The sequence below is a fragment of the Parendozoicomonas sp. 209JJ7-1 genome (assembly GCF_058147085.1).
Genome location: NZ_JBYVJU010000001.1, coordinates 22,951 through 36,828 on the forward strand (window position 1 = coordinate 22,951; position 13,878 = coordinate 36,828).

Sequence of the window (13,878 nt, forward strand, 5' to 3'; positions counted from 1 at the left end):
GAATATCCATGCGTGCAAGCCAGTATTATTTACCGACCCTGAAAGAAACCCCTGCGGACGCTGTTGTTATAAGCCACCAGCTGATGCTCCGCGCCGGCATGATCCGCAAACTGGCCTCCGGCCTGTACACCTGGCTGCCAGCAGGCAAGCGAGTGCTGAACAAGGTTGAGCGTATTGTCCGTGAAGAGATGGACCGCTCCGGTGCCCTGGAATGCTGGATGCCGGTGACCCAGCCCGCCGAACTCTGGCAGGAAAGCGGTCGCTGGGAGGCCTATGGCCCTGAACTGCTGCGCATCAAGGACCGCCACAATCGTGATTTCGTACTCGGCCCAACCCACGAAGAAGTGATCACCGATATGGTCCGTGGCGAGCTGACCAGCTACAAGCAGCTGCCGGTAAACCTGTACCAGATCCAGACCAAGTTCCGTGATGAAATCCGCCCCCGCTTCGGACTGATGCGCGCCCGTGAATTCCTGATGAAAGACGCCTACTCCTTTCATGCCGATACCGAGTGCATGAAGAAAGAGTACGCCAACATGCATGCGACTTACTGCCGCATCTTCGACCGTCTGGGCCTGGATTACCGCCCGGTGGAAGCGGACACCGGCTCTATCGGTGGTACCGGCTCCCACGAATTCCATGTACTGGCCATGTCCGGCGAAGATGCCATCGCCTTCAGTGACAGCAGCGACTACGCCGCCAATATCGAAAAAGCCGAAGCCCTGGCACCGGAAGGTGACCGTCCGGCTCCCTCTGAAGAGATGGCCCGTATTGCCACTCCCAATGCCAAGACCATTGAAGAGCTGGTTGAACAGCACGGTATCGCCATTAAGAAGACCGTAAAAACCCTGATCGTAAAAGCGTCTGAAGACGCCGAAGCGGACCTGATTGCCCTGATGGTACGCGGTGATCACGAGCTGAACGAAATCAAGGCGGAAAATCTGCCGGACGTAGCTGCTCCCCTGGAAATGGCTTCCGACGCGGAAGTGCGTACAGCGATTGGTGCAGGCTTTGGTTCCCTCGGTCCTGTTGGCCTGAATATCCCCGTTATTGTTGACCGCACCGTCGCCAAGATGGCCGACTTTGGTGCCGGCGCGAACAAAGATGGCGAACACTTCTTCGGTATTAACTGGGAACGCGACGCCAGTTTTACCCGTGTGGAAGACCTGCGCAGTATCGTTGAAGGCGACCCCAGCCCCTGTGGTAACGGCAAGCTGTTTATCAAGCGTGGTATCGAAGTGGGCCATATCTTCCAGCTGGGCCAGAAGTACAGTGAAGCCATGAAAGCCACGGTACTGGACCAGAACGGTAAAGACGCCACCATGTACATGGGCTGCTACGGTATCGGCGTAAGCCGGATTGTGGCTTCCGCCATTGAGCAGAACCACGATGACCGAGGCATTATCTGGCCCGACACCCTGGCACCGTTCCAGGTATCCCTGATCGCCCTGAAGATGGAAAAGTCCGAAGCTGTCCGTGAAACCACCCTGAAACTCTACGATGAGCTGACCACCGCTGGTTACGAAGTACTGATGGATGACCGCAAGGCCAGCCCCGGTGTGAAGTTTGCCGACGCTGAACTGGTTGGTATTCCCCACCAGATCGTAATCAGTGACCGTGGCCTGGGGGACGGAACCCTGGAATACAAGCACCGTCGCAGCGGCGAGAAGCTGGCTTTCCCCGTTGATCAGGTTGTTGCTGAACTCAAGAACAGGATTCAGCTCTGAGCTTCGGCTTTCTCATGAAAATGCAGCGGCCCCGGCTTATGCCGGTGCTGCTGCTTTGCTCTGCGCTTCTCTGCGCTCTTGTCTCCTTCCATTCCCATGCCGTCGATAAGTTTATTGACGACGATATGAGGGCTTATCTCAAACAGACCATAGAAAACGCGGAAAGCTTCCCCGACCCTTATACGGCGGAAGTCTGGCTTGTGGATATGTCCCTGCGCCTGTCCCGCTACATTAAAGACGACGCAGAACGTCTTAACCTTTTGCAAACCGTGCACCGGGAAGCGAAAAGAACCAAACTGCAACCGGAACTGGTACTGGCTGTTATCCATACCGAAAGCACATTCGACCGTTACGCCATCTCCTCGGTGGGTGCCCAGGGGCTGATGCAGATTATGCCGTTCTGGAAAAAAGAGATTGGCCGGGAAGACGACAACCTTACGGAACTGGAAACCAATATACGCTACGGCACAACTATCCTCAGTTACTACCTGAAGCGGGAAAAAGGCAATCTGACCCGCGCCCTGGCCCGCTATAACGGCAGCCTCGGAAAAACCTGGTACCCGGAAAAAGTCATGGTGCGCTGGGAGAAGTACTGGACGACTCGTTAGCCAGGGCAAAAAGTGCCTGAAGGCCAGACAGATTAATCAGTTTTGCCGCCGTCCAGCTGTTTGTTCACGGCTACCATTACATGTTTATGGGCGTGCATATGCCTTCCTATCACGTAATTCCGATGCTTTGAACTTTGACCATCCATAACGATACGGGTACCAATATGGGTCGCGGAAAAATGCTTATGATAAGCACTCAGGCCCAAGGGGTTACTGACCGGATCTCCCTTGAACATGACATGGGTGATGTTCTCCTTCAACCATTCAGAATCAAGCCTCTCCCTGGCAGCCAGTTCAACCAGGGCAGCCTTGCCCAGGGCCGCCGGGCTGAAGCAGTTGGCCGGAATCCGGTGCATGGCACCGGCATACTGGGCCAGCCCCGCACCCAGGGAGTGGCCGGTCAGGGTCAGATTTCCCTTAAAACTGTCCCTGGCAATACGGGCCATTTCCTCAGCCTGATGATAGCTTTTGGGAATGCCCAAACCGGTAAAGTTTACAGCATCAGCCCCCGCCTGCCTGAGCAACAGTTTTTTCCCGGTAAGAAATGACAGGCGCTTGCCCGCCGTTGTTCCCCCAAACACCAGTTTGGTTTCACCGGAGGTTTTGTCCTGAAAGAGTGTCGCAACCAATCCGCTTTTCTTGTCTATTAATAAGCCCTTTTTCATTTTCAAGCGTCCTTTAAAGAGGTCACTCTGCTCAAGGGTGCTTTTAAACTCTTTCAGTTCCTGTCCAGTCATCTGGGTGCATTCATTCATGGTACCCCTGACTTCGGATACATCCCCGGCATTAAGGTTCAAGGCTTCCTGCACTTCTTTACGGTTCTGTTCGTAGGGGAACTGGGACAGGGCGGAATCAATAGCTATCTGGCGGCAAGTGGTTTTATCGTTCGGTAAAGTGGATTGTTTCTGCCACAATGTGGAGCGATCCAACTGTTGGAAAGCACTTTTGCCCGGAGAGTAAGAGTCTCTTTTACCCAGAGCCTTACTCACGACCCAGCTCACCGGTGAGAAGACTCTTTTCGCCAGGCGTTTGCCCTTTCCTTCCCGGGGCCGGTCAGCTCCATCCTCAGCCTTTAGAGAATACTTAGACTGTGAGTCAGTAACTTGTACGGTGCGCTGTTCAAAAACAGAAGTCCCGCTTTTCTGCTGGGTTGGAACTCCCTCTCCGGAGGATGTACCAGGTACGGAAGGTCTTTGGGAAGGGTCAATAGATGGAGGCAGTGACATATTCAGTTCCTTTGAATTCAGAGATGTTTTTAGTCTAGAACTTCCGTGCCCTTGCCCGCTTTCCAATAAAGAGTAATTATGACGCTTTCCTAAACTTCACCGGAGCCAGCTATCTTGCCTCAGCCCCCTTCCGTCATTCTTCTGGATATGGATGGCACTCTTTTTGACAGCGAATCCTTCTATAAAGGTCTCTGGCAACAAACCGCCGGTGATTTTGGCATCCACCTTGATGATGCGACCTACCAGCGTTTTATCGGAGCCAGGTTTGATCAGTGTCAGACATATATGAAGACACTGGGGGGCCCGACTCTGGATATGAAAGCCTTTCTTTCTCAAATGGAAAACCATGCCTCCGCAATGACCTCCCTGCCTTTAAAACCGGGCGTTCAGGAGCTGTTCCAGTGGCTGGAAAAAACCGGACAGACCACAGCTCTGGTCACATCTTCCGGTACAGAATTTATTCAGCGACATTTTGCAACCTATGGCGGTACCGGCCACTTCAAGATAATTGTCTCCGGCGATGATGTAGAAAACCCGAAACCCAATCCTGAACCCTACCTGCTGGCCTGTAAAAGACTCAAGGTACAACCCTCGGAATGCGTAGCTGTGGAAGATTCCAATACCGGCGCACGCTCTGCTATTGAAGCTGGCTGTCGAACGGTTGTGATTCCCGATACAGTACCTCCAGCAGAGGATGTGGTGAATAAAGCTGCGGTTATTCTGGAATCCCTGTTTGAACTGCCAGACTGGCTAACCCGGTTATAGGTTAGCAACAGCAACCCCGGTATACTCAAGGCAGTTTTTATTATTTATCTCAGTTCCGGACCGAAGAACGTGCCCAGAGCCATACCCAACGGCGAGCGCCTGCAAGATCTGCGTAAACATATGCCACCGCTGTCGCTCGACCCGCAACAACCGGATGAAGATCAGCAATATTTTCTTGATGCCTACCAGCTGAGCTTCCACCAGACAATGGAAGGCATCTCCTATAACGGCGGCTATCTGAAAGTAGGCAGCCAGAGAATAGCCTGCCATCAGTGGCAGCAAGACGCTCCACACAACAAGGGCACTGCATTTATCCTCCATGGTTACTACGACCATACCGGCCTGTACAGTCACCTTATTCGGTTCTACCTGAAACAGGGCTACAGTGTGTTTGCCTATGACCATCCGGGTCATGGTTTATCCGACGGTCCCCGGGCGGATATCGACACATTTACCAATTATACCCAGGTTCTGCGCCTATGCCTGGACTGGGCTATCAACGCCGGATTACCACAGCCATTCCATCTGAACGGACAAAGCATGGGTGGAGCCATTATTACCGAGCTACTGGTAAGTGAAGGCTGCAGCCGGAACGACTATCCCTTAGGCAAAATCATACTGTTCGCACCACTGATTCGCCCGATACTCTGGCGCTGGGGGCGGATTCAGTACCATATCGTCCGCCACTTCCTTAACAGTATTCCCCGGTCCCGATCCCAGAACTCCCATGACCAGGAGTTTCTCGATTTTCTGCACCGGGAACCTCTGCAGCCCAAAACCCTGCCGGTGAGCTGGGTAGGCGCGATGGATAAGTGGATAAAGAAGATTGAAGCCACCCCATACCCCTGTGATTTCGACGCAATTATTATTCAGGGACAGAACGATAAAACCGTAGACTGGCGACACAATATGTCGGTGTACCAGACGCTTTATAAGTCAGTGAAAATCTATTTCCTGCCAAAGGGCCAGCACCATCTGGTTAATGAGTGTGAAGATTTTCGTAAAGATTATCTGGACTGGCTGGCTGAGAAACTGGCGGAATAGAAAAAAGAGCCGGAAACCATTCATCCAAACAGCTGGCTCTGCGAGGAGCCAGGAACACCCTGTCCGTGATACCGGCGGCTATTCCGTTTGGCATTTTCTATGTCTGACAAAAACCAGAGATTGTCGTTTATGGCGGCCATGGCCATGTCGTGAGTGAGTGATAAGTGGTTACAGTGGATAACTCTACCTGTTTTCTTGACAGGCACTATGCTTACGAAGCTTTTCCTTCAGCTAGCGTTGATACCATGATTACTATTGCCATCGACTGGAGTCAGGCCGGCCCCCAGGAAATCATCGGTTCCATCGCATCTTTTTTGGTGTTTCTGTCCTTTTTTGAAAAGGATATGAAACGCCTGCGCATCGTCGCTATTGCCAGTAATATTATGTTTATATCTTATGCGATTATACGATGGCTGCCTCCTGTTATAGTGCTCCACTCTTTGCTGCTGCCCCTAAATATCTGGCGACTTTCTCAGATTTTAATCAACCAGAAGCAGGAAAACCAAAAAAAGATGGAAGATTCGGACTAACCCCTCATATAAACGTCGATTGGCGTACATCCCCACCTTGTTGATCAGTAACCCGATGACAATATCGTGCATGTCCTCAAGTTTGGAAAAGCAGATCGCTTTCCGGGCCAGACGTTTGATCCAGGTTCTGAATCTCTGAAGGACAAGCCTGCCCTTCCGCTAATCCCCGGCTATGCTCCCTGATGAATATTCACCGGAGGGCGTGCATAATGGCCTGGGTTATCTTTATTGCCGTAGTTCTGGCATTGGCTTACCAGCGGGTTGAACTACGCCTGTCCACTATCACCCTCTGCATTCTGACCCTATTGTTTTGGGTGACCGATGCCGGCAGCTGCCTGACCTGGCTGACTCTGCTGTTTACCATTCTTCTGGCCGCGCTGGGTCAGACCGGGTTTCGCGCCCGCATACTGACCCGTCCTGTCTTTGAACTGTACAAACAGAAAATGCCGGAGATGTCCGACACTGAACGTACAGCCCTGGAAGCGGGTACCGTGTGGTGGGATGGTGAGATTTTTTCCGGCCATCCGGACTGGAGCAAACTCCATGACCTTCCCAATCCTCTGTTAAGGGACGACGAACAAGAGTTTATCGATACCCATGTCGATACCCTGGCCTCCATGATTGATGAGTGGGAGATTGAACAGGCGGGCGACCTGCCCAAAGAGATCTGGGATTACATCAAGTCCAGCGGTTTCTTCGCCATGATCATCCCCAAAGAATACGGTGGACTCGAATTTTCCGCCCGGGCCCAGTCGGTGATTCTACAGAAACTCTCCGGGCTTTCCGGAGCCGTGCTCTCCACCGTTGGAGTCCCCAACTCCCTTGGTCCTGGGGAACTGCTGCTGAAATACGGCACCCGGGAGCAGAAGGAATACTACCTGCCCCGTCTGGCGGATGGCCGGGAGATCCCCTGCTTTGCCCTGACCGGGCCAAGGGCCGGATCTGACGCTACATCTCTGCCAGATACAGGGGTAATCTGCGAAGGCGAATACAACGGTGAAACTATCACCGGTATTCGTCTGAACTTTTCCAAACGCTATATCACCCTGGCCCCTGTAGCCACAGTAATCGGGCTGGCCTTCCGTATGTTTGACCCGGACCAGTTTCTGGGGAAAGAAACAAACATAGGCATTACTGTTGCCCTGTTGCCCCATAACCTGCCGGGGCTGGATATCGGCCATCGTCACAAGCCTCTGGGTTCTCCTTTTATGAACGGTCCTGTGCGTGGCAAGAACCTGTTTATTCCTCTGTCGTTTATTATCGGTGGCCCGGAGAGACGGGGCCAGGGTTGGACCATGCTGGTGGAATGCCTCTCTGCCGGACGCAGCATTACCCTGCCATCGTCCGGTGCCGGTGGTGGCCGCTACGCCATTGCTGTGACCGGAGCCTACGCCCGGATTCGCCGGCAATTTAATGTGCCTATATCCAAACTTGAAGGTGTGCAGGAAGCTCTTGCCCGCATTGCCGGCAACGCCTATATTGCCGCAGCAGGTGCCAGGATCACCGCTATAGCCATCGACCAGGGGGAGAAGCCAGCCGTTGCCTCCGCCATCCTGAAGTACAACATTACCGAAATTGCCCGACAGGTGTCTCTGGACAGCATGGACATTCACGGGGGCAAAGGCATTATCACCGGCCCCAATAATTATCTGGCCAGCAGCTACGCCTCTGTTCCTGTGGCTATTACCGTGGAAGGTGCCAATATCCTGACCCGGGCCATGATGACCTTTGGCCAGGGCGCTGTGCGCTGCCACCCGTTTTTACTTCCGGAAATCCATGCTGCGGAAGAGAACAGCCTCCAAGACTTTGACCATGCTCTGTTCGGACACCTCGGTTTTATTACCAGCAACACCATACAGGCATTGCTGCTCGGACTCTCCTGCAATACCCTGGGAAACTCTCCCGAACATGGCCCGACCAAACCCTATTACAAGGCCATCAGCCGCTATAGCGCCGCTTTTGCCCTGACAGTGGATGGCTGCATGCTCTCCCTGGGGGAAAAGCTGAAGTTCCGGGAACTGATCTCCGCCCGGCTGGCGGATATGCTCTCCAAGCTTTACCTGGCCTCCTGCGTACTCAGGCACTGGCACAACGAGGGTTGCCATACAAGTGATCTGCCCCTGGTGGAATATTCCTGTAGCCAACTGTTCTTTGAATTTGAAGATGCCCTGAACGATGTGCTTGCCAATCTTTCCGCACGTCCTCTCTCATGGCTGCTAAGGCTATTGACCCTGCCTCTCGGCCGCCGGGCCCATAAGCCCTGTGACAAGGCGATCCATAAAGTAGTGGAACTCATTACCAATCCTACTGATGCCCGGACACGCCTGACCAGCCATGTCTTCCGCAGGGATACTGGCCGTAACCCTGTACCGGTTCTGGACTCACTGCTGGAACGAGCCGATAAAGCGGAAGCCTGTTACAGGAAAATCAATCAGGCGGTACATAACGGGCAGTATAATGAACAGGTGTTATCTATTGAACGTCGTATAACTGATGGGGTAGGGAACGGAGTTCTTACAGAAGAAGAAGGTCAGTTTATGCTGGCTTTTGAAAAAGATGTGATGAAGATTATTGATGTGGATGAGTTTCCCCTGGAATTCTTTGGCCCTGTGGCTGAAACCCGTAACCTTAAAACATCTTTAAACAATGTAGAATAAGCCAGCACACTCCCTGTGCTGCTGTTTCACTCAAAGGGCATCCCTGGCCGTCTCTTTTAGGCGGTCGCAGACAGGGAAAACATGACCTGATCAGGGTTTTTCCCGTGTATTAACCGAGCAAGAGGGTTTTCCCAGAACAAAAGACAACTTTCTTGCCAGAACATGGCGATTATCCGCAAACAGCCGATAAGCCTGATCCGACAACCACCGCAGACCCGGCCAGCGCAAAGGCACAATCCACAGACCTTTGCCCACTGCTTCCCAGGCCGCCAGGGTGGCATCAACACCTGTCACCACCCGGCCACTGCCAAGACGGGCATGAATCAGCCGGTCAAAATCCTCAAGACGCTTTCCGGAAAGGTTCTTTTCTGAAAAGCTTTTTCCGGAGAAATACTGTTCGTACTCCTGCTGAAATGCCTGACTGTGAATATCCACCATACACAGCCTGCTGTGTAAGTCCTTCCTTTGCAACCAGTGAATCTCTTTTATGCAGACAGGGCACTGGCCATCATAATACAGGGTTACGGGAAAACTGATATCGCTACGCTTTAAAACCATAGACCCTCCGTTTTACCATTCTGTCCCTATATTCACCTGTCTATTCCCAAGCCTGTGAGTCTGATGGTATACCCCCCCGCAGAAATCTGTCCATCTTTGGGACAAAATAGAATCTAATGAAATATCCGGGCTATAGTCTGACTCTGATTATGCGCTGTCAGGCTGCTTTTTGACTCGGAAAATCCCCCTCTTTAATCTGGTGATGATAATCACCGGAATAATCACCAGTATCCATGGTGCCGCCTCCATGGCCGAGTATGGCCTGGCGCTGGTCTTTATTTACTGCGTGGTTGCTCTTGTATTTTTGTTGCCAAGTGGATTGATCGCAGCCGAACTCGCCACTGGCTGGCCAGACGACGGTGGTGTGTATATCTGGGTGCGCGAAGCATTTGGTGAGCAATGGGGGTTTATCGCCGTCTGGCTGCAGTGGACAGAAAGTGTCATCTGGTTTCCTTCCATCCTGCAGATCATGGTGGTTACTGCGATTTACAGCTTTGCACCAGATTTACAGAACAACACTCTGTTTATATTTGTGTCTGTAAACCTGATGTTCTATACCCTCACGGGGCTGAATATCAGAGGGCTACATATTTCCAGCAGGATAGCGATTCTGAGTGCTATCTTTGGTCGCATTCTTCCCATTTTCTTTATCTCATTCCTGATTATACGACATTTAGTGCATGGCTTCCCTTCACAAACTCCTTTGGATTTTCCGCACTTTTTTCCTGATATGACCAGCGAAGGAATGCTGACCTTTATCGTCGGTTCATTTTTTACCTTTACAGGTATTGAAGTAGCGGCCTCCAATGCCGACAGCATTCACAACCCTACGAAAAACTACCCCAAGGCCATTTTTATTTCATCTGTGCTGGCTTTTATCATGGTCACGCTGATTTCCCTGGCGATCGCCATTGCCATTCCCCATGAAGATATAGGTCTAGTGACGGGCGTTATGCAAACTCTTTCACGGATTCTTGATGATAGTGGTCATGGGGACCTGATCCCGGTATTTGCGATATTGATTATCCTGGGGATGTTGGGGGAAATTAATAACTGGATACCTGGCCCGACAAGAGGACTGCTGGTGGCGGCCAGGCACGGGATTCTGCCACCTTTTTTCAGGCAAAAAAACCACCGGGGTATGCAGGGGAATATCCTGATCGTGCAGTGTGGTATTGTGACCCTGATCTCATCTCTGGTGTTTATATTTGAAGTAGAGATAGCCTGGTGGATCATGAATATTGTGCCAACGATGCTTTACTTGGTGATGTACGCGATGATGTTTATGGCCGCTGTCAGGTTACGCTACACCAGACCTGATGTGGAGAGAATCTACAAGGTTCCGTTCGGCTATTCAGGTATCTGGTTATTGGCAGGGCTGGGTACAACAGCCTGTATAACAGGGTTGGTGTTTTCTTTTTTCCCGCCGGGAACACTGAACCGCGAGCAAGCTTCTGCATATATTCTCTGTATCACCCTGACGTTTATTGTCTTTACTGTCTTACCCCTGCTGATATACAGAATGTGCAAACCTGAGTCGGAAGCATAGACTGGCTAAAACAAACCAATCTGGTCATCCACCAGCTGATCAAAATCCAGGCCGATAAACGGCAGTATGCCATCCGCCACCGGCTTCAACTGTTTCTCGATATAATGCTGGTAATCGATCAGACTGGTACAGTGCTCTACCACCTCCGGCCCGTTCAGAGTAATAACATAACTGATCCAGGCTTTATGCTGATAGCGCAAAGGTTTGCCCTGCTGCCGGTTCTGTTCATCCGCCTGACGGGCCGCCCGTACCTGTGGCGGAATATTTTTTATATATTCGTGAAGATGACGACGCAGACGCTTGCGGTACACCAGATAATTATCCAGCAGACCAGTTCGGGTGTCGTTTACATATTTCAGCACCAGTTCAACCGGTGACTTACCGGTAAATACCAGCTGATAGAGTTCTGCCTGGAAATGCTTGGCCACTGCCGTCCAGTCGGAACGGACAGTTTCCAATCCTTTAAAAACCAGCTCTGGCTCTCCCGCATCATTAACTTTTATACCGGCATAGCGTTTTTTGCTGCCGGTTTCAGAACCGCGAATAGTCGGCATCAGGAAACGGGTGTAGAGGGTTTCATATTCCAGCTCCAGGAAACACTCCAACCCCAGCTCATCTTTGATAACACACTGCCAGTGCTGGTTAATATCTTGTTCCAGATTATGGCCAATCCGGTCCGCTTCTTCCGCAGATACATTATCCCCCAACAGCACAAAGGTGGAATCCGTATCCCCATAGATTACCCGATAGCCCTGTTCCTCTATCCAACAGGCGGTCTGCTGCATAATTTTATGGCCACGCATGGTAATGGAACTGGCCAGACGGGTGTCGTAGAAACGGCATCCTCCGGAACCCAGCACCCCATAGAAGGAGTTCATAATAATTTTCAGGGCTTGGGAACGGGCTGCGTCCTTCTCCCTCTTAGCCTCATCCCGCTGCTGCCACAGGGAAGTGATAATATCCGGCAGAAAGTGTTTATCCCGGGAGAACATGCCACCCCGAAAACCGGCAATGGCTGTATCTGGATGCCGCAGACCTTCCACAAGCCCCATGGGATCTATACGGAAAGTACGAATAATAGAGGGATACAAACTTTTAAAATCCAGCACCAGCACATTACTGTAGAGACCGGGTACAGAGTCCATCACATAACCGCCTGGGCTGGCCAGACCGCCCCCTTCCGGAAGATTAGGGGCAATATATCCGGCCCGGTGCAGGCGAGGCAGATAAAGATTGGTAAAAGCTGCCACAGAACCACCGAGGCGATCCAGCTCCAGTCCCGTTAACTGACTGCGCAGACGCAGATAATCCAGCAAACGGGTTTTCTCAAAGATATCCCAGACCAGACGACAGTCTTCCAGGTTATAACAGGCCAGTTTAAGCTTGTTATGGTGAAAATCATGGGTAATGGCTTCCAGGCGATTTTCTACATCTTCTGTCGCCTTACCACGCCCCAACAGCTCCTGACTGACAAACTCCAGGCTGAAACTATCAAAATGCCAGGTGGCCGCTTTCAGGCTGTCAATGCCATCTATTACCACCCTCCCGGGCAGGGTGACAAAACCCTGGTTGCGCTCCCCCTGCCTGTCCCGCCAGTTGGCAAACTGTCCTCCACGGCCCAGCTTTAAACGCTGTTTGTGAAGTTCTGCCCGTTGCAGTAACAGGCGGAAATCAAAGTTAATAACATTCCAGCCAATAATAATATCCGGGTCCCACTGGCTGATACGGGATTCCAACTCCCTTAACAGCTCCCGTTCATCATTAAGCCAGACAATGGAATCATCACTCCCGCTCTCAGGCTTGAGTCCTATCATCAGCACCAGTCCGGAGATACCTCCCAGGTCGTTATGTCCATACAGGCCGATAGAATAAAGTTCACCGGACGCGGAACATTCAATATCCAGGGAAACCACCCGGAAACTGGGCACATACTCCACCGGCCGTACCTTAACCTGACGGAACTCCCGATAACCTTCTTTCGCTTCACATCTGCCAGTAAATTCCAGAGCGCCGTTAACAAAACGCTCCATCAGGTAACGGTCCTGGAGGCGAAAGTCAGCTTCGTACAGGGTTATTCCCGCCAGACAGTCACGGGCATGGCGAAAGGCTTCAATCGTAAGGAAATAAACGGCACAGACAGGTTGCTGGTCAAAGGTTCTCAGGGACAACTCACGGTGACGAAAAGTAATACCCTGCCCCTGCAATCTTATATGAACCTTTGGCCAGTCCTTCTGGGAGAGGAAGAAAACCGGCTGCTCACCTTCCACTACCAGCCTTGCCGGCCCGTGATCTGTCGACACCCACAGCACAATCTCCGTATGGCGGCTGCGATCATGGCTGTTACGGGTCAATAGAAAGCCGGTATATATCTCTGTCACGGGCTGGAATCATTATCTGTCAGTCATGATTTATCCTACCACGGCCACGGATTATTTTACTTGCTCAGGGGGCAGACAGATCAGAAGGTGCAGACAGGTCGGACCGGTAAATCACCTCCAATAACCGTCACCTGATTCCCGTGCTGTAATCTCCCCCATCGTAGTTCCTGCTCCCGAATGGTGTTTTGAACCGTACCACCGTGCTCCCAATACTCATGCTGCTCATAGGGCAGGTTCATACGCGGGTCCATAATAATACGATGGCTGCTGTCAGCTTCGAGAATATGCTCTGCCGCAGATACTGCTGTGTCCTCTTCAAGGCAGCCTGTCATCAGTACCGTATCTATGTTGTCTTGCTCCATGGCAGGCAGCAGATCGTCCTCTACCCAGGGACCCATCTCGTCTGAAGGCTTCGGGTTGACAACAACCCAGCCAGGCTCACCCTCAAGAAGATCAGGTTCCCAGGTACCTTCATCAGAGGCATAAAAACGGGCAATCTGGTTCCTGCGAATGAGACCTGCAATATCCCCCACTGTCGTGTCTCCCGCTCTCTCTACCTCCAGACGCCTGAAGACAACCCGAGGGTTTTCCGCATATCTTTCAAACAGCTTGACGTAATCATTAAGCATTTGCTGAACATTATTATCATTAAGGTCAAAAGACTCTCTTGTCATATTGCAGATCAATATCATGACTTTCTTGCCACCTCCTGCCAGCGCTGCGTCAATAGCTTCTGAAGATGACCTAACTAGATCAGGATTCCTCCCACTAGCCATAGAAGAAAGAAAAAAAAGAAGAAGAGCAATTTTTATTGAATATACGACGTATCTAGCATA

Annotated in this window: 12 protein-coding genes; 7 read left to right on the forward strand and 5 right to left on the reverse strand. The window is 51.6% G+C overall.

Features of this window, described 5'->3' with window-relative positions:
- The first annotated feature begins 8 nt into the window (after positions 1-8).
- Both ACY2RQ_RS00100 and ACY2RQ_RS00105 read left to right on the forward strand, forming a co-directional pair.
- A complete protein-coding gene (locus tag ACY2RQ_RS00100; protein ID WP_490110912.1) occupies positions 9-1,727 on the forward strand; it encodes a proline--tRNA ligase in 1,719 nt (572 codons plus the stop codon).
- Between the two features lie 14 nt (positions 1,728-1,741).
- On the forward strand, positions 1,742-2,335 hold the full coding sequence (locus ACY2RQ_RS00105) for a transglycosylase SLT domain-containing protein (RefSeq protein ID WP_490110913.1): 594 nt from the start codon (positions 1,742-1,744) through the stop codon (positions 2,333-2,335).
- 32 nt (positions 2,336-2,367) lie between these two features.
- Here ACY2RQ_RS00105 and ACY2RQ_RS00110 read toward each other — a convergent pair whose 3' ends face one another.
- A complete protein-coding gene (locus ACY2RQ_RS00110) occupies positions 2,368-3,561 on the reverse strand; it encodes a Tle-like phospholipase domain-containing protein (RefSeq protein ID WP_490110914.1) in 1,194 nt (397 codons plus the stop codon).
- A 114-nt stretch (positions 3,562-3,675) separates the two neighbouring features.
- Between ACY2RQ_RS00110 and ACY2RQ_RS00115 the strand changes: the two genes are divergently transcribed.
- The 3 genes from ACY2RQ_RS00115 to ACY2RQ_RS00125 all read left to right on the forward strand — a co-directional run bounded on the left by ACY2RQ_RS00115 (position 3,676) and on the right by ACY2RQ_RS00125 (position 5,900).
- On the forward strand, positions 3,676-4,326 hold the full coding sequence (locus tag ACY2RQ_RS00115; RefSeq protein ID WP_490110915.1) for an HAD family hydrolase: 651 nt from the start codon (positions 3,676-3,678) through the stop codon (positions 4,324-4,326).
- A 69-nt stretch (positions 4,327-4,395) separates the two neighbouring features.
- Complete coding sequence (locus ACY2RQ_RS00120; protein ID WP_490110916.1) at positions 4,396-5,370, forward strand: alpha/beta hydrolase; 975 nt, start codon at positions 4,396-4,398, stop codon at positions 5,368-5,370.
- A gap of 173 nt (positions 5,371-5,543) precedes the next feature.
- Positions 5,544-5,900, forward strand: a complete 357-nt coding sequence (locus ACY2RQ_RS00125) for a hypothetical protein (RefSeq protein WP_490110917.1) — start codon at positions 5,544-5,546, stop codon at positions 5,898-5,900.
- Here ACY2RQ_RS00125 and ACY2RQ_RS00130 read toward each other — a convergent pair.
- The gene (locus ACY2RQ_RS00130; RefSeq protein WP_490111272.1) at positions 5,850-6,020 is read right to left on the reverse strand and encodes an IS1 family transposase; all 171 of its coding nucleotides are present in this window, start codon (positions 6,018-6,020) and stop codon (positions 5,850-5,852) included. The genes ACY2RQ_RS00125 and ACY2RQ_RS00130 overlap by 51 nt on opposite strands.
- A gap of 89 nt (positions 6,021-6,109) precedes the next feature.
- Here ACY2RQ_RS00130 and ACY2RQ_RS00135 point away from each other — a divergent pair, with 89 nt between their 5' ends.
- Positions 6,110-8,557, forward strand: coding sequence for an acyl-CoA dehydrogenase (locus ACY2RQ_RS00135; protein WP_490110918.1), 2,448 nt, complete (start codon positions 6,110-6,112; stop codon positions 8,555-8,557).
- 90 nt (positions 8,558-8,647) lie between these two features.
- Here the strand turns inward: ACY2RQ_RS00135 and ACY2RQ_RS00140 are convergent, their stop codons facing one another.
- Positions 8,648-9,115 carry a thiol-disulfide oxidoreductase DCC family protein gene (locus ACY2RQ_RS00140; protein WP_490110919.1) on the reverse strand — a complete coding sequence of 156 codons (468 nt, stop codon included), beginning with the start codon at positions 9,113-9,115 and terminating at the stop codon, positions 8,648-8,650.
- 169 nt (positions 9,116-9,284) lie between these two features.
- Here ACY2RQ_RS00140 and ACY2RQ_RS00145 point away from each other — a divergent pair, with 169 nt between their 5' ends.
- Positions 9,285-10,664 carry an amino acid permease gene (locus tag ACY2RQ_RS00145; protein WP_490110920.1) on the forward strand — a complete coding sequence of 460 codons (1,380 nt, stop codon included), beginning with the start codon at positions 9,285-9,287 and terminating at the stop codon, positions 10,662-10,664.
- Between the two features lie 5 nt (positions 10,665-10,669).
- Here ACY2RQ_RS00145 and ACY2RQ_RS00150 read toward each other — a convergent pair whose 3' ends face one another.
- Both ACY2RQ_RS00150 and ACY2RQ_RS00155 read right to left on the reverse strand, forming a co-directional pair.
- Entirely contained in the window at positions 10,670-13,042 is a 2,373-nt protein-coding gene (locus tag ACY2RQ_RS00150; RefSeq protein WP_490110921.1) for a DNA polymerase II, read from the reverse strand.
- Positions 13,043-13,122: 80 nt separating this feature from the next.
- Positions 13,123-13,734: a hypothetical protein gene (locus ACY2RQ_RS00155; RefSeq protein ID WP_490110922.1), complete on the reverse strand. Its 612-nt coding sequence runs from the start codon at positions 13,732-13,734 to the stop codon at positions 13,123-13,125.
- Positions 13,735-13,878: the final 144 nt, after the last annotated feature.

Excerpts from the sequence above, each read along its gene's own strand:
- ACY2RQ_RS00140 (WP_490110919.1), bottom strand. The coding sequence starts at position 9,115 with ATGGTTTTAAAGCGTAGCGATATCAGTTTTCCCGTAACCCTGTATTAT.
- ACY2RQ_RS00100 (WP_490110912.1), top strand. The coding sequence starts at position 9 with ATGCGTGCAAGCCAGTATTATTTACCGACCCTGAAAGAAACCCCTGCG.
- ACY2RQ_RS00110 (WP_490110914.1), bottom strand. The coding sequence starts at position 3,561 with ATGTCACTGCCTCCATCTATTGACCCTTCCCAAAGACCTTCCGTACCT.
- ACY2RQ_RS00105 (WP_490110913.1), top strand. The coding sequence starts at position 1,742 with ATGAAAATGCAGCGGCCCCGGCTTATGCCGGTGCTGCTGCTTTGCTCT.
- ACY2RQ_RS00155 (WP_490110922.1), bottom strand. The coding sequence starts at position 13,734 with ATGATATTGATCTGCAATATGACAAGAGAGTCTTTTGACCTTAATGAT.
- ACY2RQ_RS00135 (WP_490110918.1), top strand. The coding sequence starts at position 6,110 with ATGGCCTGGGTTATCTTTATTGCCGTAGTTCTGGCATTGGCTTACCAG.